General features: G+C 63.9%; 24 protein-coding genes. 13 read left to right on the top strand and 11 right to left on the bottom strand.

Features of this window, described 5'->3' with window-relative positions; all coding sequences use genetic code 11:
- Positions 1–53: 53 nt before the first annotated feature.
- Positions 54–1,184, top strand: coding sequence for a L,D-transpeptidase family protein (locus tag DKM43_RS08415; protein WP_109797953.1), 1,131 nt, complete (start codon positions 54–56; stop codon positions 1,182–1,184).
- 61 nt (positions 1,185–1,245) lie between these two features.
- Here the strand turns inward: DKM43_RS08415 and DKM43_RS08420 are convergent, their stop codons facing one another.
- The gene (locus DKM43_RS08420; protein ID WP_236632457.1) at positions 1,246–1,710 is read right to left on the bottom strand and encodes a VOC family protein; all 465 of its coding nucleotides are present in this window, start codon (positions 1,708–1,710) and stop codon (positions 1,246–1,248) included.
- 263 nt (positions 1,711–1,973) lie between these two features.
- Here DKM43_RS08420 and DKM43_RS08425 point away from each other — a divergent pair, with 263 nt between their 5' ends.
- Genes DKM43_RS08425 through DKM43_RS08440 form a run of 4 tightly spaced genes read left to right on the top strand, consistent with a single transcriptional unit; the run spans position 1,974 to position 5,439 of the window.
- Positions 1,974–3,200 carry an aromatic ring-hydroxylating oxygenase subunit alpha gene (locus tag DKM43_RS08425; protein ID WP_109797954.1) on the top strand — a complete coding sequence of 409 codons (1,227 nt, stop codon included), beginning with the start codon at positions 1,974–1,976 and terminating at the stop codon, positions 3,198–3,200.
- Positions 3,201–3,203: 3 nt separating this feature from the next.
- Positions 3,204–4,007: an SDR family oxidoreductase gene (locus DKM43_RS08430; protein ID WP_109797955.1), complete on the top strand. Its 804-nt coding sequence runs from the start codon at positions 3,204–3,206 to the stop codon at positions 4,005–4,007.
- Between the two features lie 8 nt (positions 4,008–4,015).
- On the top strand, positions 4,016–4,927 hold the full coding sequence (locus DKM43_RS08435) for an acyl-CoA thioesterase (RefSeq protein ID WP_109797956.1): 912 nt from the start codon (positions 4,016–4,018) through the stop codon (positions 4,925–4,927).
- Positions 4,927–5,439 (top strand): MaoC/PaaZ C-terminal domain-containing protein, encoded by a 513-nt coding sequence (locus DKM43_RS08440; protein ID WP_109798091.1) that lies wholly within the window; start codon positions 4,927–4,929, stop codon positions 5,437–5,439. Before DKM43_RS08435 ends, DKM43_RS08440 begins: the two co-directional genes overlap by 1 nt.
- Here DKM43_RS08440 and DKM43_RS08445 read toward each other — a convergent pair.
- The 7 genes from DKM43_RS08445 to DKM43_RS16350 are packed head-to-tail and all read right to left on the bottom strand — an operon-like array spanning position 5,385 to position 11,831.
- Positions 5,385–6,017, bottom strand: a complete 633-nt coding sequence (locus DKM43_RS08445; RefSeq protein ID WP_109797957.1) for an FMN-dependent NADH-azoreductase — start codon at positions 6,015–6,017, stop codon at positions 5,385–5,387. The genes DKM43_RS08440 and DKM43_RS08445 overlap by 55 nt on opposite strands.
- Positions 6,014–7,465, bottom strand: coding sequence for a dihydrolipoamide acetyltransferase family protein (locus tag DKM43_RS08450; RefSeq protein ID WP_109797958.1), 1,452 nt, complete (start codon positions 7,463–7,465; stop codon positions 6,014–6,016). Before DKM43_RS08450 ends, DKM43_RS08445 begins: the two co-directional genes overlap by 4 nt.
- 14 nt (positions 7,466–7,479) lie before the next feature.
- Positions 7,480–8,490: an alpha-ketoacid dehydrogenase subunit beta gene (locus DKM43_RS08455; protein ID WP_109797959.1), complete on the bottom strand. Its 1,011-nt coding sequence runs from the start codon at positions 8,488–8,490 to the stop codon at positions 7,480–7,482.
- 12 nt (positions 8,491–8,502) lie between these two features.
- Entirely contained in the window at positions 8,503–9,477 is a 975-nt protein-coding gene (locus DKM43_RS08460) for a thiamine pyrophosphate-dependent dehydrogenase E1 component subunit alpha (protein ID WP_109798092.1), read from the bottom strand.
- Positions 9,478–9,491: 14 nt separating this feature from the next.
- The gene (locus DKM43_RS08465) at positions 9,492–10,841 is read right to left on the bottom strand and encodes an aromatic ring-hydroxylating oxygenase subunit alpha (protein WP_236632458.1); all 1,350 of its coding nucleotides are present in this window, start codon (positions 10,839–10,841) and stop codon (positions 9,492–9,494) included.
- Complete coding sequence (locus tag DKM43_RS08470) at positions 10,841–11,602, bottom strand: SDR family NAD(P)-dependent oxidoreductase (RefSeq protein ID WP_109798093.1); 762 nt, start codon at positions 11,600–11,602, stop codon at positions 10,841–10,843. The genes DKM43_RS08465 and DKM43_RS08470 overlap by 1 nt, the downstream gene beginning before the upstream one ends.
- Positions 11,603–11,615: 13 nt before the next feature.
- Complete coding sequence (locus tag DKM43_RS16350; RefSeq protein ID WP_145960487.1) at positions 11,616–11,831, bottom strand: hypothetical protein; 216 nt, start codon at positions 11,829–11,831, stop codon at positions 11,616–11,618.
- 98 nt (positions 11,832–11,929) lie between these two features.
- Here DKM43_RS16350 and DKM43_RS08475 point away from each other — a divergent pair, with 98 nt between their 5' ends.
- Genes DKM43_RS08475 through DKM43_RS08490 form a run of 4 tightly spaced genes read left to right on the top strand, consistent with a single transcriptional unit; the run spans position 11,930 to position 15,412 of the window.
- On the top strand, positions 11,930–12,688 hold the full coding sequence (locus DKM43_RS08475) for a TetR/AcrR family transcriptional regulator (protein WP_109798095.1): 759 nt from the start codon (positions 11,930–11,932) through the stop codon (positions 12,686–12,688).
- The gene (locus DKM43_RS08480; RefSeq protein ID WP_109797960.1) at positions 12,685–13,902 is read left to right on the top strand and encodes a CaiB/BaiF CoA transferase family protein; all 1,218 of its coding nucleotides are present in this window, start codon (positions 12,685–12,687) and stop codon (positions 13,900–13,902) included. The genes DKM43_RS08475 and DKM43_RS08480 overlap by 4 nt, the downstream gene beginning before the upstream one ends.
- Positions 13,899–14,261, top strand: coding sequence for a Zn-ribbon domain-containing OB-fold protein (locus DKM43_RS08485; protein WP_109797961.1), 363 nt, complete (start codon positions 13,899–13,901; stop codon positions 14,259–14,261). The genes DKM43_RS08480 and DKM43_RS08485 overlap by 4 nt, the downstream gene beginning before the upstream one ends.
- Positions 14,261–15,412, top strand: coding sequence for a thiolase (locus DKM43_RS08490; protein WP_109797962.1), 1,152 nt, complete (start codon positions 14,261–14,263; stop codon positions 15,410–15,412). Before DKM43_RS08485 ends, DKM43_RS08490 begins: the two co-directional genes overlap by 1 nt.
- 93 nt (positions 15,413–15,505) lie before the next feature.
- On the opposite strand, the gene DKM43_RS08495 is transcribed toward DKM43_RS08490, so the two are convergent.
- On the bottom strand, positions 15,506–17,143 hold the full coding sequence (locus DKM43_RS08495) for a class I adenylate-forming enzyme family protein (protein WP_109797963.1): 1,638 nt from the start codon (positions 17,141–17,143) through the stop codon (positions 15,506–15,508).
- Between the two features lie 8 nt (positions 17,144–17,151).
- Here DKM43_RS08495 and DKM43_RS16355 point away from each other — a divergent pair, with 8 nt between their 5' ends.
- Together DKM43_RS16355 and DKM43_RS08500 are read left to right on the top strand one after the other, a co-directional pair.
- Positions 17,152–17,364 carry a hypothetical protein gene (locus DKM43_RS16355; RefSeq protein ID WP_145960488.1) on the top strand — a complete coding sequence of 71 codons (213 nt, stop codon included), beginning with the start codon at positions 17,152–17,154 and terminating at the stop codon, positions 17,362–17,364.
- Between the two features lie 46 nt (positions 17,365–17,410).
- Positions 17,411–18,109: a TetR/AcrR family transcriptional regulator gene (locus DKM43_RS08500; RefSeq protein WP_109797964.1), complete on the top strand. Its 699-nt coding sequence runs from the start codon at positions 17,411–17,413 to the stop codon at positions 18,107–18,109.
- 7 nt (positions 18,110–18,116) lie between these two features.
- Here the strand turns inward: DKM43_RS08500 and DKM43_RS08505 are convergent, their stop codons facing one another.
- Positions 18,117–18,845 (bottom strand): ThuA domain-containing protein, encoded by a 729-nt coding sequence (locus DKM43_RS08505; RefSeq protein WP_109798096.1) that lies wholly within the window; start codon positions 18,843–18,845, stop codon positions 18,117–18,119.
- 171 nt (positions 18,846–19,016) lie between these two features.
- On the opposite strand from DKM43_RS08505, the gene DKM43_RS08510 reads away from it, so the two are divergent.
- Together DKM43_RS08510 and DKM43_RS08515 are read left to right on the top strand one after the other, a co-directional pair.
- Complete coding sequence (locus DKM43_RS08510) at positions 19,017–19,922, top strand: SDR family oxidoreductase (RefSeq protein WP_109797965.1); 906 nt, start codon at positions 19,017–19,019, stop codon at positions 19,920–19,922.
- A gap of 56 nt (positions 19,923–19,978) precedes the next feature.
- Positions 19,979–20,737, top strand: a complete 759-nt coding sequence (locus DKM43_RS08515) for an SDR family oxidoreductase (protein WP_109797966.1) — start codon at positions 19,979–19,981, stop codon at positions 20,735–20,737.
- A gap of 93 nt (positions 20,738–20,830) precedes the next feature.
- On the opposite strand, the gene DKM43_RS08520 is transcribed toward DKM43_RS08515, so the two are convergent.
- The gene (locus tag DKM43_RS08520; protein ID WP_109797967.1) at positions 20,831–22,180 is read right to left on the bottom strand and encodes an aromatic ring-hydroxylating oxygenase subunit alpha; all 1,350 of its coding nucleotides are present in this window, start codon (positions 22,178–22,180) and stop codon (positions 20,831–20,833) included.
- Between the last annotated feature and the right edge of the window lie 11 nt (positions 22,181–22,191).

A 22,191-nucleotide genomic window follows, 5' to 3' on the forward strand; every position in this document is an offset into this window, starting at 1 on the left:
GCCGGGCATTGCACACCATGGCGTTATCCTTGTGGTGGTGGTAACGCTTTGCCATGACGGCAAAGTTCACATCGCTGCTGACCACCGTTTGCGCTGTAAAGGCGCTTGCCTGCACAGCTCCGGCCTGCGCGCATGAATGGACGACGTCCGAAGCACGTATCCTTCGGCAGTTCGCTGCGGCCGCGCCCGAAGATGCGCTGCCCGTGCCCGACATGCGGGCGCTTGATGCGGCCTTGCCCGGCGGTCCGGGGCCGGCTCTGGATGCGGCGGCAACCGATCTGGCCTTGCGCCTTGCAAGGCTGCACCTGCTGGGCGCGGCATCGGCACAGCAGAAGGCTGGATGGCGGATTGCCGATACCGATCAGGATACCGATGTGGCGGGCTGGCTCGAACGGTCGCTTGCCGGCGGAAGCCTTGCCACTTTCCTAGTCGCAGTCCGTCCGGCGCATCCCGATTATGCTGCCCTGCGCGCAGCCTATGCCCGCGAAACCGATCCTGAACGCCGGGATGTCATCGCGCTGAACATGGAACGCTGGCGCTGGCTTCCGCGCACGCTGGGCGAAAGCTACGTGCTGGTCAACATCCCCACGTTCGAGGCGCGGCTCTGGCGTGATGGCAAGCCTGCCGGAAGCTGGCCGGTGATCGTCGGCAAGCCATCAACCCCCACCCCGATCTTCTCGGCCATGATAACCGGGGTGAACCTCAATCCGTGGTGGAACATTCCGGCCAGCATCGAACGCGAGAAGCGCGGCCGCTTTCCGGCAAGTCAGGGTTATGTGCGGGTCGGAGGGCAATGGCGGCAGAAGCCGGGTCCGAACAATGCCCTGGGCCAGATGAAGCTGGTCATGCCCAATCCCTACAGTGTGTACATGCACGATACCCCGGCGAGGAACCTTTTCGCAAACCAGACACGCGCCTACAGCCATGGCTGCATCCGCACTGGCGATGCCATCGGCTTTGCCGCCACGCTGCTGGAAGGCAGCAAGAGCCGCGAGGATATCGACGCGGTAGTGCAGGCGCGGACCACGGTCACGTTCAATCTTGCCCGGCCGCTTCCGGTCTATGTTGCCTATTTCACCGCGACACCGGCAACCGATGGCACCGTGACCATCAGCCCCGACCTTTACGGGCGGGATGCCAAGTCCGGTTTCACACCGCCTCCCAACGGACCGTGCGGTGCCTGAAAGCCCCCACATCCCATCGTGCGGCTGACCTACAGGCCGGGCTGACCGCGCCGCTGACTCGTCAGAAGCGCGTGGCCCACCATGCTTCCATCATCGGGCGCAGTTCGCGGCCGACCAGTTCGATCACCGGCCCGCCATCGCGCACAAGATAGGCCATGCTGCCATGACGGTGGCGCGGCGATGCCCCGGCCACCAGGAGACGCCACCCCTGAGCGCATAGGTGTTCCACGCCATCGCCCACATTATCGACCCAGACGCCGATGTGCGAACGGTCGATTGCGCGCAGGCTGTCATAGGGCGTGCCGGGCATGGCCTCGACCAGTTCAAGCCGCAAAGGGCCTGAGCGGGCATAGGCCACCTTCAGCCGGGCTTCGCCGCGACCTGCTTCGGGCGTCCAGACGGGCAAGGGATCGAAGGCGCGGACCTCGCTCCATTCGGTGCCGCTGGCCACGCCGATCTGCGCCATCGCTGCGGCAATATCATCCACGATGAGCCCGTGATGGAAAATGTCAGAGAGAATATCCACGCCGTCCTCCAGCCTGCCTCACCCATGCCTGCGCTGCGTCGCGCTGCCATTGCGCGCCACCTTGCACGAGCATCCGCAACGAACAAGCGGGAATCACACCTGACGCCAAATTGCGCAGCAAGGCTTCTGGCTGCACCACCCTCAATAAATTACTGTTTATACGAGATAACTTTGCCCCCTTGCAACTCGTCCGCGCGTCATTTACAAGCATACATGACTGTTTTATTTTTATAACGACAAGCCGATGGCGGAAGAGGGACAACATGCTTGATCTGGCCGCAAACCCCGGACACGAAGAAGACCTTGCCCGCATGGAGTGGGAGCGGGACCGCAAGGATCCGCCCGAAGGCTTCCCTGCCCTACCCACCATTCCCGCCGCGCGCTATGTCGATCCCGATTTCCTTGAGCTGGAACGGCAGGCCATGTGGAACAAGGCATGGCTTTATGCCGGGCATACCGATCAGTTGCCCGAACCCGGCTCGTGGTTCCTCACCCGCAACACGGGCACTCCGATCGTGGTCTGCCGCACACTGTCGGGCGAAGTGAAGGCGTTCTACAACACCTGCAAGCATCGCGGTGCGCCGCTGGTCAAGGAAGATGCGGGCACCTCGCGGGGCTTCGTCTGCGGCTACCACGGCTGGAGCTACACGCTCGACGGAAAGCTTACCGCGGTGCGTGACAGGCGCGATTTTCCCGATTTCGACATGGCATGCCATTCGCTTTCGGCGGTGCGCTGCGAATTGCTTGGCTCGCTTATCTTCCTCAACTGCGATCCCGATGCCCAGCCGCTGATCGAACATATCGGTCCGATGGCAGCCCAGCTTGAGGAATTGCAGCTTGAAACACTCCGGCTGGTCGACAGCCGCAGCTACGAGGTGGACTGCAACGTCAAGGTGCTGCTCGACGCCTTCCTTGAGGTCTATCACCTCAAGTCCATCCACGAAAACACCGTGGACCGCTTCCTCGATCACCGCGCAATGATCGTCACGCTCTGGCCCAATGGCCACAGCCGCATGGTCACGCCCAATCGCCGCCCGGACTGGGTTGACCCTGGCACCAAGGGGATGCCGGAAATCCCCACCGTTTCCGAGTTCACCGCCAAGAACAACATCAGCTATCACATCTATCCCAACTTCGTGATGCCGCCTGCGCCTACCGGCATTCCGCTGCTTCAGTTCTGGCCGCTGGGAACGCGCCGCACGCGCGTGGTCTCAAGCTGGGTCGCGCCCGATCATGATCCGGCCAACCCTCACCCCCTGTGGGAAACGCGCATCAAGAACTGGGAGCGCATCCTTTACGAAGATCTGCAATTTGCTCCGCAGATTCAGGAATCAGTTGAAGGTCCGGGCTTTTCGGGGATGTCGCTCAACTATCAGGAACGGCGCATCTATCACTGGCATGAAGAGCTGGATCGCCGCATCGGCATCGACAAGGTGCCCGAAGCCATGCGGGTCAAGCCCGTCCTCGCGCCCTTCGTGAAGCACGACTGACGCATGGCGGACCTTGTCGGCAAGGTTGCCATTGTCCTTGGCGCTGCAAACCGGAACAACATGGCGCAGGTCATCGCGCGCCGTCTGGCGGCCGATGGTGCTAAAGTGGTCGTCGCCGGGCGCGCGCCGGAAGCGCTTGAGGAACTGGCGGCCGAAATCGGCGGCCATGCTGTAAGCCATTGCGACATCACCAGCGAGGATGATCTCGCCCGGCTGGCCAATGCCGCGAAGGATCGCTTTGGCGGTCTCGATATCGCTGTCAACGCCACAGGATGGGGCCTGCTCAAGCCGTTTCTCGATACCACGCGCGAAGAAATCGAGCGCATGGTGGCCTTGCAGCTTACCGGGGCGATGCTGTTCTATCAGGCCATGCTGCGGGTGATGCGCGATGGCGGATCGCTGATCCAGATCTCGTCGGCCACCGCTTCGATCATGCTTGAGGATCACGCCGCCTACATGGGCACCAAGGCCGGCGCCGATCACATCATCCGCTGCGTCGCCAACGAGTTCGGCAAGCGCGGCATCCGGGCCAACTCGGTCGCCCCCGGTTTCACCGCCACACCGATGACCGGAAAGGCCAGCGCCACGCCCGGCCTGATCGAGGCGTTTGCCGCCGAATACCCGCTGGGCCGCGTCGGCACGAGCGAGGACGTGGCCGAAGCCGTGGCGTGGCTCGCCAGCGATGCCTGCTTCATGACCGGTCAGGTGCTTCAGGTAAACGGCGGGCTGACCTTGCGCCGCAATCCCACCAACGCCGAAATCGGTGCGTCCGTCCGGGCCGCGCGCAAGGCTGCGGCCGCCCGGTGACGGCTCAAGTGACCGCTCCTGTTCAGCTGCCGCCCTTCCCCGACGATCCCGATCTTGAGCGTGAGGCCCTGTTCCGCTTTGACGTGACCGGACCGGACCGCTTTCGTTCACCCCCTTTGCCCAGCGGCCTGCTGCGGCTCTATGGCGGAATGATCGTGGCGCAGGCGCTCGAAGCCATGCGGCTGACGGTTCCGGCGGAAAAGGATGTGCACGCCCTGCACCTGTTCTACCAGCGCGCCGGGATGACCGACCGACCGCTCGATTTCGCGGTGGAGCGCGATACCGATGGCCGCAGCTTCGCCCAACGACGCGTGGCCGTGACGCAAGATGGCACGCCCGTCGCCTATGCCATGGGATCGTTTCAGGTGGCAGAGGCAGGGGCATCGCAGCAGGAAGCCATGCCCGATGTTCCCGGCCCCGATGGCCTTGAACCGCTGCCCTCGATCCTTGCCCGCAGGCTGGAGGATGTGCCCGCGCGGCATCGCCCGTTCTGGTGCCGCCGCCAGCAGTTCGAATGGCGGCCCGTCGAGGATTTCGTCATCGGCGATGCTGCGCCCCGCCCTGCCCGGCGCCACTTCTGGCTGCGGGCGAATGCGCGCGTTGAAGGACCGCTTCATGTTCACCAGCGCCTTCTGGCCTATGCCAGCGATACCCATATCATGCAGACCGGCCTGCGCCCCCTCGGCATTGCCTGGACCGACGATCACCTTCAGACTTCCAGTCTCGATCATGCGATCTGGTTTCACAATCCGTTCCGCATCGACGATTGGCTGCTCTACGCGCTCGACAGCCCGGTTGCATCGGGCGCACGGGTAATGGGCACGGGCATGCTGTTCACGCGTGATGGCACGCTTGTGGCAACGGTTGCCCAGCAGGGCCTGGCACGGATTCTGGAAAGCCGCCGCGAAGGAAAGATATGATGGCCCACACCGACCTTTCGCCGCTCGGCACGCCGTGGCTATGCTTTGACGACCTCAAGGTGGGGGACAAGCGCCGTTCGCATGCGCGGACCGTCACCGAAGAGGAAATCGTCAGCTTCGCGCGCACTTATGATCCGCAGTGGTTCCACACAGACCCAGAAGCCGCGCGCGCATCGGTGTTCGGACAGGTCGTGGCCAGCGGCATCCATGTGCTGGCCCTGTGGCGCCAGCTCGATCACACGATCAACAGCGACATCGATTTCGTCTGCGGCGTGGGCTGGGAACACCTGCGGCTCAAGCGCGCGGTGCGTGCGGGCGATACGATCTACGTGACGAGCGAGATCATCGCGCTCGAACCCTCTCGCAGCGGCAAGGAGCGCGGCACCGCCGTAACCCGCTATGCCGTACTGCTTGAAGATGGCACCGAATGCGTGACCTTCGAGAGCATCAACCTTGTCTACACGCGCGAGGGGCGCAGCAGGGCGTCGGCAAGCGCATCCGCATCGGCATAGGCGCGCCGCATCGCCGCTTCCACCTGCTCCGGCGTGCCATAGGTTGGGCGCACTTGCACTTCATGCACATCGGCAATACCGATGAAGCCGAGCCACGCCTTCATGAAGGCCGTCTGGAAATCCAGTTCCGCGCCGGGCTGACCGGGGCGAATGTCGAGCGCGCCCGAACAGACAAGGATGGCACGTCGGCCCGCCGCCAGCCCCGTCACGCCGCTGGCATCGGCGGTAAAGGCAAGGCCCGGCTGGGTCAGCACGTCTATATACTGCTTCAGCCGCCAGGGCACGCCGAAGTTCCACATCGGCACGCTGAACACGATCGTATCGAACGAGAGGAAATGCTCCACCGTCCGGGCAATATCATCCCATGCCTGGCGCACCTGCGGATCAACCTCGCGGCCTTCGATCAGCGCATAGCGACCTTCGATGGCCGCGCCATCGAACTGCGGCAGGTGCGCCGTTCGCAGATCAATCCTCTCGACCTCCGGCACACCAAGCGCTGCTATCAGTCGGTGCGCTACCATGTCGGAGCGGGACCGCGTGCCGCGCGGGCTGCCCATCACATGAAGCAATCGCTTCATGCCAGCAGTTCCGGCTGTTCGATCAGGCGAGCAAGAGCCGCCATGAAGCGCCCGGCATCGGCGCCATCGATGGCGCGGTGATCGCAGCTCAAAGACAGGTTCAAAACCGGCACAATGCGGATGGCACCATCATCGTCAATCGGTTCTGGCCGCGCCGTGCCCACGGCCAGAATCGCGCCCTGCGGCGGGTTGATGATGGCATCGAACTGCTCCACTCCGAAGCTGCCGAGATTGGACAACGAGAAGCTGCCGCCGGCAATCTCCTCAGGCCGCAGCTTGCCGGTGCGCGCCTTCTGCGCCAGCCCCTTCATGGCAGCCGCGATCTGCGCCAGCGAAAGATCGTCCGCGCCGAACACAATAGGAGTTACCAGCCCGCGATCGGTGGCAACCGCCACCGAAATATCGGCCTGATGGAAGCGATGAATATCGTTGCCGTGAACCTGAATATTCACTGCTGGCACCTCCAGCAGGGCAAGGGCCGCCGCGCGGATCAGATAATCGTTGACGCTCGGCTTGTCCGCCGTGCTCGCGGCGCGATGCGCCAGCAGACGGTCTGCCCTCACCCGGCGGCGCACGTAGAAATGCGGGATTTCCTGCTTGGACTGGCTGAGCCTGCGCGCAATGGTGCGCCGCATCGACGACATCGGCACGATATCGGGCGCCCCCGGTCCACCGGTTGAGACGACAGCGACAGCAGGGGCCTGCGCAGCCATGGGAGCGGCACTTGCTGCCGAAGTAAGCGGCTCAGGCGTAGCAGGCCGGGCATTGGCAATTGCCGCCAGCACATCTGCCTTGCGCACACGGCCCCGCGGGCCGGTTCCGCTCACCTTGGCAAGATCAAGCTCATGCAGCATGGCCAGACGGCGCGCCACGGGCGTTGCCATGACCGGGCCATCCGGCAGAAGCGGAAATACCCCGACCAGGGCAGGCTGCACCGGCGCGCGGGCTGCCTGATGCACGTCCTGCGCGCTGATGCGGCCATTGCGTCCGCTGCCCTGCACCCCTGCCAGATCGACGCCCAGTTCCCGCGCCTGCACCAGTGCAGCCGGGCTGATCGCAATCCCTTCGGGAACCACGATTTCCGCAGGTGCAGCCGCTGCGGGCGATGGTGCAGCGGCAGGCTGTCCGGCATCGGGATCGAAGCTGGTATCAGACGGGCGGAACGCGGCGATCAGCGCATCAATTTCAGCAGCATCCGCTTCGCCGCCGTCCGAAAGAACGGCCAGCAGTGCACCCACGGGATAGGTTTCGCCCGCCTTTGCCAGAATGCGCACGAAACGCCCGTCGGCCTCGGCTTCAACCTCGTTGGTGATCTTGTCGGTTTCGATCAGGGTCAGCACCGTGCCGCGCGTGAAAGGGGCGTTTTCCGCCACCATCCATTCGGCGATGGTGCCTTCGGCCATCTCGATGCCCCACTTGGGCATGGTGAACGCCTTGAGCTTGGCCATGGTGCGCCCCCTGCTCAACGGAATGCAAGGGTGCGACGGACCGCGCCCTCGATCGTCTGCGGCGATGGCAGCCACGCCCGTTCAAGCACGCGCGAAAAGGGGATCGGCGCGTGCGGGCCTGTCACCATTTCGGGCGGAGCCTTAAGGCTGGTGAAGGCGCGGGTCGATACCAGTGCGGCAATATCGGCGGCAAGGCTGCACCGCGGCGGGCTTTCGTCAACCACCACCAGCCGGCCGGTCTGCTCCACCGAATCGAGGATTGCGTCCTCGTCCATCGGGCTGGTCGTGCGCAGATCGATAAGGTCCATGCCGATGCCTTCGGCAGCCAGCTTGTCGGCGGCCTTCTCGGCAAAGTTGACCATGCGTCCGCAGGCCACCACGGTCACATCGCCGCCTTCGCGCACCATGCGCGCCTGTCCGAAAGGAATGCGGTATTCGCCGTCGGGCACTTCGCCCTTCACGCCATAAAGCGCCTTGTGTTCGAAGAACATGACCGGGTCATCGCCGCGCAGAGCTTCGGTCAGCAGGCCCTTGGCATCTGCCGGTGTGGTCGGCAGCACCACTTTCAGGCCCGGCATTGCCGTCAGCAGGGCATAGACAGACTGGCTGTGCTGCGCCGCCGTCTGCATCCCTGCGCCATAGACCATGCGCACCACGGCGGGGCACTTCGTCTTGCCGCCGAACATGTAGCGAAACTTGGCCATCTGGTTCCACAGCTGGTCAAGGCTGACGCCCACGAAATCGGCAAACATCAGTTCGGCCACCGGACGCTTTCCCGCAAGCGCGGCCCCTGCCGCCGCGCCAACGATGGCGCTTTCGGAAATCGGCGTATCGATCACCCGGTTGGGACCGAACTTTTCCCAAAGGCCCGTCGTCGTGCCCCAGATGCCACCGATGGCCTCTGGCCCTCCGGCCGTGCCGTTGCCGCCGACAATGTCTTCGCCCAGCACCAGAATATCGGGGTCGCGCTCCATTTCCTCGTGCAGGGTGCGCAGGATCGCCTCGCGAATGTTCATTACCGCCATGATCGCAAACCCTCAGTAATATTCGGCGTAAACGTCGTCGGCGACAGTCGCCGGATCGGGATCGGCGGCGGCACGGGCTTCGGCCACGGCCTCGTCGATCAGGGCGAGCACTTCGGCATCCACCGCATCCAGTTCCGCCCCGGTTAGCAGCCCGGCCTCGGTCACGGTCGTGCGGAACGCCTTGAGGCAATCGCGCTTCTCGCGGATGCGATCAAGTTCGCCGGGGCCGCGATAGCGCTGGGGATCGCCCTCGAAGTGGCCGTAGAAGCGCTCGGTATCCAGTTCAATGGCCGCCGGGCCATGGCCCGCGCGCACATAGTCGAGCAGTTCGCGGAAGGTCTCGTAAGTGTCGAAGAAGTCGCAGCCGTTTGCTCGCCACGCCTTCATGCCGAAGGCTTCGGCACGGCTGGCGATGTCCTGCGCCGTGCCCACCGCGTATTGAAAGCCGGTGTGTTCGGAATAATGGTTGTTCTCGAACACGAAGATTGCCGGGGCCTTGGTCACGACGGCAAGGTTCATCGCCTCGAACGTGGTGCCCTGGTTGCATGCGCCATCACCGGAGAAGGTGATGCCGACCCGGCCCTTGCCGTCCATCTTCGCCGCCAGTGCAGCCCCGACCGCCTGCGGCGCGCCGCCGCCAACGATGCCGTTGGCGCCCAGCATCCCCACATCGAGATCGGCAATATGCATGGAACCGCCGCGCCCCTTGCACAGACCTGCGGCCCGGCCATAGATCTCCAGCATCATCCCCTTCACATCGCAGCCCTTGGCGATGCAGTGACCGTGGCCGCGATGGGTGGAGACGATCTTGTCCTCCACCGTCAACTGGTCGCAGATGCCCACGGCAACCGCTTCCTGCCCTGCATAAAGGTGCGTGAAGCCTGCGATCTCGCCGGTCTTGATCTCGTCGTGCAGGCGTTCCTCGAACGCCCGGATCGTGCTCATGCGCCGATAGGCGCCCAGCAGCGCATCGTGCCCCAGTTGCAGCATGGCGGTTCCTCTCAGATGTCGTCCGGGCCTTTGCCGCCGGGACCGTAGATGTAATCGTCCAGCACCTTGTGGAAGTGCCGGATGCGCAGTTCCTGCTCGCCGATCCACAGGCCGGGGAAGCTGTCCGACTTCATGCCGAGCTGCACCGTAGGCAGGTTGTAGGCATCCTGATCCAGCACCTGGCCGATGCTGCGGTCGCCATGCTTGAAGCGCCTGTGCCTTGGCCGTTCGGGCCATTCCTCGCCCTGCGGCACAAGTTCGAACACCCACACATCGTAAAGCATCTTGTTGGGATCGGTAGCGTGGGGGCGCTGACGGAACATCAGGATGTCGTCGGCATGAACATTGAGCGCGACATTCGGGAAGATCATGTAATGGTAATCGTCGGTCAGCTGATCGTCGTTCAGCGCCGAATAGTCCTTACCCTGCGCAGCGCCGTGCTTGCGCTTGAACAGTTGCACATCGCGCCGGATGTCGGATACGCGGCCTTCGTATTCGGCCGGGTCCATCCCTGCGTTGCGCATGATCTCGTCGATCGCGGGCGGGATCTGGCTGGGCATGGCCACGCGCGGGGAAATCGTGGCGAAGGGAACGAGATAGCGGTTGTGCCGCTCGTAGCAGTCGATCTGCACGTTCACGTCATCGAGATACCACAGCAGCTGCGGGTGAATGCCCTGCACGTGGTAGGTCTCGTTGAAGGCATCGACCGAAGCCTTCCAGTTGCAGTCCCACTCCATCGTCACGTCGCGCTTCCACGCCATGCGTTCGGGGTGATAAGGCTCCAGATGCTCCTTCAGCGGTGCGATATAGTCGTCGAAAGGCTCGACTTCGGGGTTGAGCGAATACCACACGAAGCTGTTCCATTCCGTGCACGGCAGGCTCGGCAGGGTCATCCCCGGAGGCCCCCCTTGCGGGAAGGTGCACAGGTCGGGCAGACGCTCGATCTTGCCGTCCAGCCCGTAGGTCCAGTGGTGATACATGCAGCGGAACTGTTCGGCATTGCCCAGCCCTTCGGGCCGCAGGCGGTTTCCGCGATGCAGGCACACGTTGGGGAAGCAGCGGATCGAACCATCATGCTGGCGCACGATCAGGACCGATTCCTTCCCGATGTCGGTGCAGATGTAGTCACCGGGGTTGGGAATATCGTCGGCCCGGCCGCCCAGCAGCCAGACCTTGGTCCACACCCGCTCCCACTCCAGCTTCATGAAGCTTTCCGAGTAATAGCGTTCGGCGGGAATCACATCCGTGCCCAGTTCCGGGTCGGGCGCCTTCTCGACCGGCGTGCCGCCTTTGCAATCCGCGGGATCGACGCGGATCACGTCGACGACGCGCTTCACATCCATCCGGGCGGTGTCCCACATCAGAAGTGCGTCCGGTTGGTGAAGGCACCATCGACAACGAGGTGCGAACCATTGCACCAGCTTGCCGCATCGCTGGCAAGAAAGGCGATGGCCTTGGCGATTTCCTCAGGGCGGCCCAGGCGCCCTGCGGGCTGCTGGCGAAGCTGGGACTGGTAGAACTTTTCCATCGTCCCCTTGATCATGTCCCAATTGCCGCCCTCGAACTCGACCGGACCGGGCGAGACGACATTCACGCGAATGCCATCCTTGCCGTGAGCAAGCGCCAACTGCTTGCCATAGGTGATGAGCGAGGTCTTCATCGCGTTGTAGGCTTGCGGACCACCCATCGCCTCAAGCGCAGCGGTGGAAGCCACCAGCACGATCGCGCCGCGCTGCTGCTCGGTCATTTTCGGAATGACGGCCTCGACCGCGCGAACCGGCCCCATCACGTCGGTCTCGAATGCGTTATACCAGTATTTCTCGCTGCCGATGCCGCCACCGGCCGAGCTGAGCGGGATCAGCACGTCAACGCCGTCCAGTTCCTCGATCGCCCATTCCAGCCAGGCCTTGTATTCTTCGGCACGCTTCACGTTCACCGGCTTGCCGACCACCTTCGTGCCATAGCGCGAGAGCGAGGCGACCGCGTCCTTCACCGAATCCTCGCCGCGCGCGCTCAGGGCCACATCGCAGCCTTCGCGGGCAAGCACTTCGGCCACGGCATAACCGATGCCGCGCGCACCGCCGACAACGATGGCCTTCTTTCCTTGCAGCCCAAGATCCATGCCCTGCCCTTCCTCATTCGCAGCAATCAAATCCGAGGGAAGAAAGGTCGGTCAGCCGAGCGGTGGCATGAGCCTCCGAAGCGTCGCCTGCCGATGCGCCACATGCCGCCTGCGTCTTCTCGACGCTCGCGGGGCGCATCATCCTGTCTCCCTGATGGCGCACTCTATTGAACGGGCCGGAGAGTGCAAACAAAAAAACATGCTTGAATGCTTTTTTCTTATCGCGCATGGTCCGACAAGGCCGCGGAACGGCAGGCCGGAAGCGTGTTTCCGGAAAGGATGATTCCGCGCGTGGGGAGAGACCGGCGCACGGCCGGCATGAAACGGATGGCGCTTACGAAACGGCGGGCACTGCCCGCGCATCACAGCGACGCGCAAGCGCCCGGCAACGCTGCCGCAGCGTCCGCTGCCCCTGCCGAAAAGGTCGGCAGGCAAACCCTCAAGAGCGCGGCCACGCAGGCCCGCCTGATCGAGGCGACGATCACCTGCCTGGTCAAATACGGCTATGCCAAGACCGTGACACCGCTCGTCGCTGCCGAGGCCGGTCTTTCGCGCGGGGCGATGCTGCACCACTTTGCCAATGGCGATGCACTGATCCGCGCGACGATCATTGAACTGCACAACCGGCGGCTCAATGCCTTCCGGCGCGCCTCGCAGGCCCATACCGGCGATGTCCGCGCGATGGTGCGCGGCTACTGGCAGCAGTTGGAGAAGCCGGGCTTCATCGCCTTTCAGGAGCTTGCCATGGCAGCGCGCACGGACACGGGCCTTGCCGCCATCCTGCACCCGCTTCAGGCGGAGTTTGCCGCGCGCTTTCAGGCGCTTGCCGGGCAGCTCTATCCGGACTGGATCAGCCAGCCCGAAAGGCTTCGCCTTGCCATGGCGCTGTCGCAGATCCTCATGGAAGGCATACGCATCGCCAGCCTGACCGGCGCGATGGATGACGAACAGATTGATCCGCTGCTCGATTTTCTGGAAATGAGCGTCATGGCCCTGCGCCCTGACCGGCTCCTTCCTTCCGGCGCGGCCACGCCAGCCGCCACAATGACCCCGCACCCGAACCAGATGGACGACACCACAGCATGACCCAGACCAGAACCGGAGGACAGGGAAAAGGACCGCTGGCCGGCGTGCGCGTGCTCGATCTCACCAGTGTCCTGATGGGTCCTTATGCCACTCAGATCTTTGCCGATCTGGGCGCGGATGTCATCAAGATCGAAGGCCCGGCAGGTGATACGACACGGGCCATCCCGCCCGGTCCCGATGCCACGCGCGGGGCGATGTTCCTCAATGTCAACCGCGGCAAGCGCAGCCTCGCGCTCGATCTCAAACAGCCCGCCGCGCGCGAGGCGGTCCTGCGCCTTGCCGCATCGGCCGATGTGTTCATCCATTCGATGCGCGCGCAGGCGATTGCCCGGCTGGGTCTGGACTACGAGGCCCTGCGCAAGGCCAATCCGCGCATCATCTACGCCAACCTTTATGGCTATGGCCGCAGCGGCCCCTACCGCGATTATCCTGCCTATGACGACATTGTGCAGGCGGCATCGGGCATCGTCGATCTTCAGGCCCGGCTTTCGGGCGGGGAACCGACCTATGTCGCCAATGTCATTGCCGATAAGGTAAGCGGCCTGACCGGCGCCTATGCCGTCATCGCCGCGCTCTTTGCGCGCGAACGCACCGGCCTGGGGCAGGAAGTCGAAGTGCCGATGTTCGAGACGATGGTCTCCTTCGCCGCGGTCGAGCATCTTGTCGGCGCCCTGTTCCAGCCGCCACTCGGCCCGCCGGAATACCCCCGCGCCACATCGCCCTCGCGCCGTCCCTATCGCACCGCAGATGGCCACGTGGGCGTGATGATCTACAACGACAAGCAGTGGCAGGCATTCTTCCGCGAACTGGGTGATCCCGAATGGTCGAAAGATCCGATGTTCGCTTCGTTGCGCAGCCGCACGCAGAACATCGGCGCGGTTCTCACGCGTGTCGCGCAGGTCATGGAAACGCGCACTACCGAGGAATGGATGGCGCTGTTCCGCCGTGCCGAGATTCCTGCCACGCCCATCGCTTCGCTTTCGGACCTGCTGGATGATCCCCACCTTGTCGAAACCGGGTTCTGGCATGAACGCGAGACTGACCTCGGCACCCTGCGCTTTCCCGGCATTCCCACCGCCTTTTCCGAAACCCCCGGCGCCATTGGCGAGCCGGGACCAGCCCTTGGAGCAGACAACATGACCGTGCTTGCAGAGGCGGGTTATTCCGCCGACGAGATCGAAGCGCTTCTTGCCAGCGGCGCGGTGGTGCAATGACCGGGGCTGCGCAGGTCTGGGACGAGGCACTGGCACAGGGGCGCTTCCTGCTGCAACGGCCGCAGGGCGGTGGCAAGGCCGTGTTCCCCCCGCGCGAGCTGGCACCCGGCACGGGAGGCGATCTGGAGTGGTTCGAGGCTTCGGGACGCGGCACCGTCTATTCCGTCACATGGATACAGCGGCGTCCGCCCGAAGCGCCTTATAACGTGGTGCTGGTCGATCTTGAGGAAGGCGCGCGGATGATGGGCCGGGTCGAAGGCGTGACCGAGGAAAGCCTGCGCATCGGCATGGCCGTGCGCGCGCGCATCGCTGAGGGACCGCTCGTGGTGTTCAACCCCGTGCAGGAAGGACAGGGCTGATGGGCGACACATTTCCCCGTGGCCGCACCGCCGTTGTCGGCTCGGCCACGTTCGGCGTGGGTGAAATGCCCGGCTATTCAGCGCTTGAGATCGCGGCCAATGCGGTCAGGCGTGCGCTTGCCGATGCGGACATCAGCCTTCCCGAAGTCGACGGGCTGTTCATCGCCCTGCCCGATGACCTGTTCGGCGGCCTCTCGCTAGCGCAATACCTTGGCATCCATCCTCGATTCACCGACAACAACCGCGCAGGCGGAGCCTCTTTCATGAGCCACCTCGTCACGGCGGTGATGATGCTCGATGCAGGCTATCTCGATTGCGCGGTCATCGCCTATGGTGCGAACCAGCGCTCGTCAGGGGGCAAACTTTCCACTCCCGCCCGGCCCGACCGGTGGGATGCGCCCTATGCGCCGATGTATCCGCTTTCGTTCTATGCCCTCGCCGCGGCGCGCCACATGCATCAGTATGGCACCACGCGCGAACAGCTTGCCGAAGTGGCCGTTGCCGCGCGGGGATGGGCCAATACCAATCCCGAAGCGTTTGCCAAGGGGCCGCTCTCGGTCGAGGATGTCCTGTCCTCGCGCATGATAAGCACGCCCATTTCAGCGCGCGATTGCTGCCTTGTAACCGATGGCGGGGCGGCGCTCGTCCTCACCCGGATGGACCGCGCCCGCGATTGCCCGCAGCCGTCCGTGCCGATCCTCGGCGCAGCGGCGGCCACCTGGTACAACTCGCTGACGCAGGCCGAAGACGTCACCGTTACCGCCGCTGCCGAATCCGGCCCGCGCGCCATGGCCATGGCCGGGGTAACCCCTGCCGAGATCGACGTGGTGCAGCTTTATGATGCTTTCACCATCAACACGGTGCTGTTCCTTGAAGACCTTGGTTTTTGCGCCAAGGGCGAAGGCGGCGCCTTCGTATCGGGCGGGCGCATCGCGCCCGGCGGCACCCTGCCGGTCAACACCAATGGCGGCGGCCTCTCGTGCTGCCACCCCGGCATGTATGGCATGTTCGCCATGACCGAGGCGGTGCGCCAGATGCGCGGGACGGCCGCGAACCAGATCGACGGGGCCAAGATCGCCCTTGCCCATGGCAACGGCGGCACCCTGTCGGCTCAGGCCACGGTGATTTTCGGCGCCCCCGGCACCGCCTGATCGCGCAGCCCCATCACGGAACAAGGGCCTGAAGCCGCACAGACCATGCAGCTTCAGGCCCCTCCCTCATAACCGGTCAGGCCGTTATGCAGTTCAGGCTGACTGCAACTGCGCGATCAGGTCATCGCGCAGACGGAACTTCTGGATCTTCGATGTCGACATCGGCCATTCGCTGACAACGCGCACATGGCGCGGGATCTTGAAGCTGGCCAGCTTGCCCTTGCAATGCGCGATCAGTTCGGCCTCGCTCGCTTCTGCACCTTCCGCCAGTTCAACAAAGGCGGCCGGAACCTCGACATAACGGGGATCGGGAATGCCCACGACCTGCGCAAGCTTCACCGCCGGGTGGGTCTGGAGCATGGCCTCGATCTCGGCAGCGGCCACGTTCTCGCCACCCACCTTCAGCATGTCCTTGGTCCGGCCGTGGAACATCACGTTGCCATTGGCGTCAATCGAACCGATATCGCCGGTGTGAAACCAGCCATCGCGCAGGGCCTCTGCGGTCTTTTCCGGCGCGTTGTAATAACCCTTGAGCATGTTCGGCCCGCGCAGGACAATCTCGCCGCGCTCGCCCGCTGCGCAATCACGCCCGGTTTCCGGATCGACTATGCGCACTTCCCACTCGTCCAGCGGCACGCCGCAGCGTTCGGTCCGCGTCTCGTAGCTGTCGGACAGGCGGCTCGTCGATACGGTCCCCGCCGCTTCGGTCAGGCCATAGGTGCCCACCTGAATGGTGTGCGGCATGGCCGCCTTGACCGCTTCCTTGATCCATTCCGGCTGCACGGCGAAGTTCGAGTTCATCACCCTGAGGCGGGAAAGGTCGGTATCGCGGAAGGTCGGGTGGTTGATAAGATCCTGCATGATCGTGACGAAGCTGGGATAGGCAATCGTCGCCCCCTCCCTGCCCAGCATCTCCAGTGCGCGACCGGCATCGAAATGCGGCACGGTCATGTAGCATCCGCCCAGATCAAGGATCATCACCATCGGCAGGATGCCCGCGATGTGGAAGATCGGCAGCGGCGACCATACCTTGTCCTCGCTCGTGCATTCATAGCGCACGCCAAGGTTGCGGCTGTTGCCCACCTGCCCGCGATGCGAGATCATCGCGCCCTTGGGGCTTGATGTCGTGCCCGACGTATAGAGGATCATCGCGATGTCCTGCGGATCAACCGCCGCGATCCGCGCGTCCAGCAAGGCCTCGTCCACCGTGTCGCCTGCCGCCAGCACGGTCGAGCGCGACAGCATGGCCGGGCTGCGCGCCTCGTCGAGCGAGACGATCGCACGCAGCCTGGGTGCCTGCGTCAGGGCAAGGCCAGCCTCGGCGCTCTGTCCTGCCAGTTCCGGCAGGGCTGCTTCGACCCGTTCGGCATAATCGAGCGAATCGGTGAGGCGCCCTGCGGTTATCAGCACCACCAGATCGGCATCGCGCGTGACATAGGCCAGTTCATGCGCCTGATACCGCGCGTTGACCGGCACCGCCACCGCCCCTGCCATGGCAATACCGAAGAACGCCTCGATGAAATCGATGCACGTGGGCATGAACAGCCCGACATGCTGGCCCGGCTCGACGCCCAGCGCGATCATGGCCCGTGCCCAGCGGCGCGCTGCCCGGTCAAGTTCGCGGTAGGTCAGGCGCTGGTCGGGAAAGACGATGGCTTCGCGGTCGGCGAATCGCTGTGCCGAGGCGTGGAGCATTGCGCCGATGGTGCGGATTGGCTGCCGGTTTTCCATTCATCCCCTTGCCCGACGGGCTTTTTCAGGCAACCCTGCTGCTGCATCGCCTGCCGCAACCGGTTCCGTTGTTGTTTCCCGCCATCTACAGCACCGCCATAAAAAAGACAATCATATCTGTCTTTTTTGTGCGCCCCGCCGGCTTGCTTTTGGCCATTATGCAGGCATTCTTGCCGAATTGGCCACCATCGCGCTATGGCATGTCCCGGCACCGGCCATGAAACGTCGGCGCCACCGAGCAAACCAGACAGGATCAGGCGAACAAGAATGCCGCTTTCCCGCACCCGGATCGCCCGTCCCGCGCGGCAGCCGCGCCCCGCCGGCGAGAAAGGCCCGCAATTGCAGGCCGCCAAGGCCGCGCAGACCCGCGCCCGGCTGATCGAGGCGACAATCCGCTGTCTGGTGAAGTTCGGCTATGCCAATACCACCACACCCAAGGTTGCCGAGGAGGCGGGGCTGTCGCGCGGGGCGATGATGCACCACTTCGAAAACGGCACCGCGCTTATCAAGGCCGCGATTGCGGAACTTCATGACAAGCGCCTGCGCGCTTTCCGCCGAGCGGCCGACAAGCCCGTGCATGAAGTCACCGATCTTGTCGAAACCTACTGGCGCCAGTTGCAGAAGCCCGCCTTCATCGCCTTTCACGAATTGGCCGTTGCCGCCCGCACGGACGCTGATCTTGCCAGCATTCTCAAGCCCTTGCAGGATGAATTTGCGGAAAAGTTCAATGCGCAGGCCGAACAGCTTTTCCCCGAATGGGCCAGCTCTCCCGAAAACTTCGCCCTCGCGATGACGCTCTCGCAAACCATCCTCGAAGGTATGGCCATCAGCCTGCAAACCGGCGGAATGGACGCGCAGAAGGTTGAACCGATGCTGCGCCATCTGGAGCAGCAGATAGCAAACCTGGCACCGCCTGCACCCAACCCTGAGATGCAGGCACAGGCATCCGACCCGCAAGCTGCCTGAGGCCCCGTCAGGCGAGCCGCAAGCCCCAGCGGATCCCCCGGCGCAGCAGTTCGTAGAACACCGGGTAATTCCATGCGCAGCGTTGCGGATGGGGCCAGAAGGGCGCGACCGGCTGAAGATCATAATGCCCCCGGCAATGGCCCAGCGTGAGATAGAGGACCGCCCCTTCCCCTACCTTGCGTTCATAAAGCACCGGCACTTCGTGCTCGTTCCATTCGCTGTCGCGAAACTCCGGGCATGATCCGGCAAAGCTGGTGTGGAGCAGCACCGCAAGGTCTGCCCGCCGCCGGACGAGATAAAGTTCGTCCTCCACGCGGAAGGCGCGCAGTCCTTCAGTCATGGCATGGTCACTGCGCGTTACTTCCACCTTGAATGGCGCGATCGGCGGATGCCCGGCAAACTGCGAACCAAGCAGATCCATGAAGTGCGGGGCCTCGTCGGGCGTTTCGCACACGCCATCGTCGGCAAACCTGAGCAGCGCATTGGTGCCGTGCAGCGCAAACCACCGCCCTCCGCGCACCAGAAAGTCTTCCAGCATTCCGGTCTGCGCCGGATCGGGTATGACATCGCAGGTATAGGTCAGCAGCAGGTCCGCTGCCGCAATCGCCGTGCTGTCGGCATAGTCGGTCGAAACGGTCGTGCGGATCCGGGCATTCTCGGCCAGAAGCTTGAGCAGTTCCAGTCTGGCGAAATCGATGTCATGATACTTGCCCGAAGCCACCAGATGCACGCGCATGTCCTGTTCCTCCCCCGCCGTCGGACGCCGTGGCGCCACCCGGCACGATAAAAATACAATCAAACCTGTTTGTCTTTTTTATTGCACCGCGCTAATCTGTCCGGCAACGGATTTCGACGGATCAAGCCAACCGATCGAACCGCAAGGGGAGAGCTTTTGAACGCGCCGAACATGAACCAGCCGCGGGTCTTCCGTCCTGAACCGGGTGATCCCGGCCGCCCGCGTCGCGGGCTGGACGATGAGACGCTCGCCCAGCAGACGAGCGTCTTCCGCGAAGACCTGCTTGAAGGGCACACCATCCTGATTTCAGGCGCGGGCAGCGGCATGGGCAAGGCTGCGGCATTTCTTGCCGCGCGTCTTGGCGCAAATGTCGCGATCTGCGGGCGCGACAGCGCCAAGCTGGATGGCACGGCCAGCCTGATCCGCGAACATACCGGCCGCGAGGTGTTCTGCCAGTCCACCAACATCCGCGATGCCGATGCGGTGGAAAACCTCATCGGCCGGGTGCACGAACACTTCGGCGGGCTGGACACGCTGGTCAACAATGCCGGCGGCCAGTTTCCGCAAGATGCCATCGACTTTACCCGCAAGGGCTGGCTCGCGGTCATTGACACGAACCTCAACGGCACCTGGTGGATGATGCAGGAAGCTGCCCGGCGCTGGCGCGCCGATGGCAAGCCGGGGCACATCATCAACATCGTCGCCAATGTCGAACGCGGTATGCCGCAGGCGGCGCACACCTGCGCCGCGCGCGCAGGCGTGATCTACCTGTCCAAGACGGTCGCCACCGAATGGGCGCCGTTCGGCATCCGCGTGAACTGCATCGGCCCCGGCGTGATCGAGACGGAAGGCTTCCGCATGTATCCCGAAGAGGCGCTTGCCCGCTTCCACAAGGCCAACCCCATGAAAATGCGCGGCAATGCCTGGGACGTGGCCGAGGCCATTGCCTATCTGGCCTCGCCCGCTGCGCGTTTCATCAACGGCGATCTCATGATTATCGACGGCGGACAGGCCCAGTGGGGTGTGGTCTGGCCAGCCGGAATGCCCGATTACTTCGCGGAAGACGGCGCGGCCTGACCGGCCCTTACCCGCACCGCGCAAGCATGACGACAACACATGGGACAGGAGAACATATGGGCCGGGTAGCAGGCAAGGTCGCTCTGGTGACGGGTGGCGGATCGGGGCTTGGCGCCGCTGATTGCGCAGCGCTTGCGCGCGAAGGCGCCACGGTGGTCGTCACCGACATCAACCTTGCCGCGGCGCAGACCGTGGCCGACACCATCGGTGGCGGCGCCATCGCGCTGGCGCACGATGTATCGAGCGAGGAACAGTGGCTGGCAGTCATAGGCGAAGTCGAACAGCGCTTCGGCCGCCTCGATGTGCTGGTCAACAATGCCGGGGTCGTGCTCAGCGCCGATGTCGAGGAGACATCGCTCGACAAGTTCCGCTGGGTCAACTCGATCATGATCGATGGCGTCTTCCTCGGCATGAAGTATGCCATACCCCTGATGAACAAGGGCGATGGCGGGTCCATCATCAACATGTCCTCGGTGGGAGCGCTGCTGGGCTATCCGATCTTCTTCGCCTATTCGGCCGCAAAGGGCGCAGTGCGTTCGATGACCAAGTCGGTCGCCGTCATGGCGCAGGTCAAGGGCTACAAGATCCGCTGCAATTCGGTTCACCCCGGCGCGATCGAGACGCCCATGGTGCAGGAAGCAGAGGGCCGCATCGGGCAAGCCAAGGAGATTCCCGCTGGCGTCCTGCCCTATGGAACGCCGGGCCACCCCGATGATGTGGCCGCGCTCGTCGTGTTCCTCGCCTCGGATGAATCGCGCTTCATCACCGGCGCCGAACTGGTCATCGACAACGGCGTCACCATCCGTCCGTTCTGAACGGACACCTATCCGGGCCAACCGGGTCGCAAGGAAAGGGGGCGGTGCCAATCCGGCGCCACCCCCTTTCCCGTATCCCGCGAATTGATGCGTTCAGTCTGCCGCCATCATCCGGTCGAGTTCGGCATGGAAGTGGCGCAAACGGCCCTCCTGCTCGCCCCACAGCGGCCCCTTGAAGCCGCGCGAATGGGCACCCTTCTGCACGACCGGCAGCAGGTCGCTGTCCTGATCGAGCACTTCGCCAAGGCAGGGCGGCTCGCCCAGTTTGGTGTGAACGATTTCGGGGCGCGTCCTGCCCGAAAGGTCCACGTCCTCGGCCAACCCCATCCAAGCCGGCGCCGAATAGCCCGGCGCATCGACATGGCGGTAGAGGATGCAGGTGTCGTAGGTGAACTGGTTCGGATCAGTGGGATGGGGAATGAACCGGTGCAGGAACACTGCTTCGGGATGGCAACCGATCTGCACGTTGGGGAAGATCGAATAGACCACCGAGTCCGAAAGCTGGCTGTCGCTGAAGCGCTCATAGCGCAGCCCAAGCTGTTCCGAGCGGCGGCGTTTGGCCTGCTGCACGGCCGCGCGAGTCTCGCGCGCGGTGCCGGTGAAGGTCGATGGGTCAATACCGGCGTCGCGCAGCATCATCTGGATACCGGGATTGACCGATTCTTGATCGGCAAAGCGCGGCGAAGGCTGGGCGAAGGGCACGAACTGGCGGCTCAGCCCGCCCGGCCAGAGATCGATCTGGGTGCGATCATCCATCAGGCACTGCGTCTGCGGATGGACCGCGTGCAGGTGATAGATTTCGGCAAAGGCATCAACCCCGCCCTTCCAGTTCGCGCCCCAGTCGGAACGGCGATGCTGGACCACATACATCTGGTCGATCTCGTAAAGCTCAAGCTGCGGCAGGATCGGGCCAAGGAACTCGCGCAGCGGCTTTATGCCGGGGTCCATCGAGATGAACACGAGGCCCGCAGCCACTTCGCAGCGCACCGATGAAAGATCGGTCCCGTGGCACAGCACTTCGGGCCGGAAGGTTTCCGCGTCCGTCACGGAAATGTTACGGCCATCAAGCCCGAACTTCCAGCTATGGAACGGGCAGGTGAACTGGTCGAGCGAACCGAAATCGCCAAAGACAAGCTGGCTGCCGCGATGCGGGCAGACGTTGTAGTGGGCATGCACCGCATCGCCTTCACCGCGCACGACGATGAAGCTTTCCGGCCCGATATCGAACTTCATGAAATCGCCGGTTTCGGGAATGTCCGAAAGCGGCCCGGCCAGAAGCCAGCTTCGTGCGAAGACCTTTTCCCATTCCTCGCGCGCGAAGGCAGGGTCGGTATAGCGCTCCGGCCCCGGACGGGCCGTGCCATTGTCGATGCGGGGGGCGCGATCGTTGAATGGATGATGGGCGCCCGTGTGGATGTCCCACAGATCGAAATCGGTCTTCATCTTCAACTCCC

This window comes from Novosphingobium meiothermophilum, assembly GCF_003171715.1.
Classification (GTDB): domain Bacteria; phylum Pseudomonadota; class Alphaproteobacteria; order Sphingomonadales; family Sphingomonadaceae; genus Novosphingobium; species Novosphingobium meiothermophilum.

Excerpts from the sequence above, each read along its gene's own strand:
- DKM43_RS08430 (WP_109797955.1), top strand. The coding sequence starts at position 3,204 with ATGGCGGACCTTGTCGGCAAGGTTGCCATTGTCCTTGGCGCTGCAAAC.
- DKM43_RS08485 (WP_109797961.1), top strand. The coding sequence starts at position 13,899 with ATGACCGGGGCTGCGCAGGTCTGGGACGAGGCACTGGCACAGGGGCGC.
- DKM43_RS08505 (WP_109798096.1), bottom strand. The coding sequence starts at position 18,845 with ATGCGCGTGCATCTGGTGGCTTCGGGCAAGTATCATGACATCGATTTC.
- DKM43_RS08490 (WP_109797962.1), top strand. The coding sequence starts at position 14,261 with ATGGGCGACACATTTCCCCGTGGCCGCACCGCCGTTGTCGGCTCGGCC.
- DKM43_RS08520 (WP_109797967.1), bottom strand. The coding sequence starts at position 22,180 with ATGAAGACCGATTTCGATCTGTGGGACATCCACACGGGCGCCCATCAT.
- DKM43_RS08450 (WP_109797958.1), bottom strand. The coding sequence starts at position 7,465 with ATGGCCAAGCTCAAGGCGTTCACCATGCCCAAGTGGGGCATCGAGATG.
- DKM43_RS08475 (WP_109798095.1), top strand. The coding sequence starts at position 11,930 with ATGGCGCTTACGAAACGGCGGGCACTGCCCGCGCATCACAGCGACGCG.
- DKM43_RS08445 (WP_109797957.1), bottom strand. The coding sequence starts at position 6,017 with ATGAAGCGATTGCTTCATGTGATGGGCAGCCCGCGCGGCACGCGGTCC.
- DKM43_RS08470 (WP_109798093.1), bottom strand. The coding sequence starts at position 11,602 with ATGGATCTTGGGCTGCAAGGAAAGAAGGCCATCGTTGTCGGCGGTGCG.
- DKM43_RS08415 (WP_109797953.1), top strand. The coding sequence starts at position 54 with ATGACGGCAAAGTTCACATCGCTGCTGACCACCGTTTGCGCTGTAAAG.
- DKM43_RS08515 (WP_109797966.1), top strand. The coding sequence starts at position 19,979 with ATGGGCCGGGTAGCAGGCAAGGTCGCTCTGGTGACGGGTGGCGGATCG.
- DKM43_RS08425 (WP_109797954.1), top strand. The coding sequence starts at position 1,974 with ATGCTTGATCTGGCCGCAAACCCCGGACACGAAGAAGACCTTGCCCGC.
- DKM43_RS08440 (WP_109798091.1), top strand. The coding sequence starts at position 4,927 with ATGGCCCACACCGACCTTTCGCCGCTCGGCACGCCGTGGCTATGCTTT.
- DKM43_RS08480 (WP_109797960.1), top strand. The coding sequence starts at position 12,685 with ATGACCCAGACCAGAACCGGAGGACAGGGAAAAGGACCGCTGGCCGGC.
- DKM43_RS08495 (WP_109797963.1), bottom strand. The coding sequence starts at position 17,143 with ATGGAAAACCGGCAGCCAATCCGCACCATCGGCGCAATGCTCCACGCC.
- DKM43_RS08455 (WP_109797959.1), bottom strand. The coding sequence starts at position 8,490 with ATGGCGGTAATGAACATTCGCGAGGCGATCCTGCGCACCCTGCACGAG.
- DKM43_RS16350 (WP_145960487.1), bottom strand. The coding sequence starts at position 11,831 with ATGCGCGATAAGAAAAAAGCATTCAAGCATGTTTTTTTGTTTGCACTC.
- DKM43_RS08465 (WP_236632458.1), bottom strand. The coding sequence starts at position 10,841 with ATGTGGGACACCGCCCGGATGGATGTGAAGCGCGTCGTCGACGTGATC.
- DKM43_RS08510 (WP_109797965.1), top strand. The coding sequence starts at position 19,017 with ATGAACCAGCCGCGGGTCTTCCGTCCTGAACCGGGTGATCCCGGCCGC.
- DKM43_RS08500 (WP_109797964.1), top strand. The coding sequence starts at position 17,411 with ATGCCGCTTTCCCGCACCCGGATCGCCCGTCCCGCGCGGCAGCCGCGC.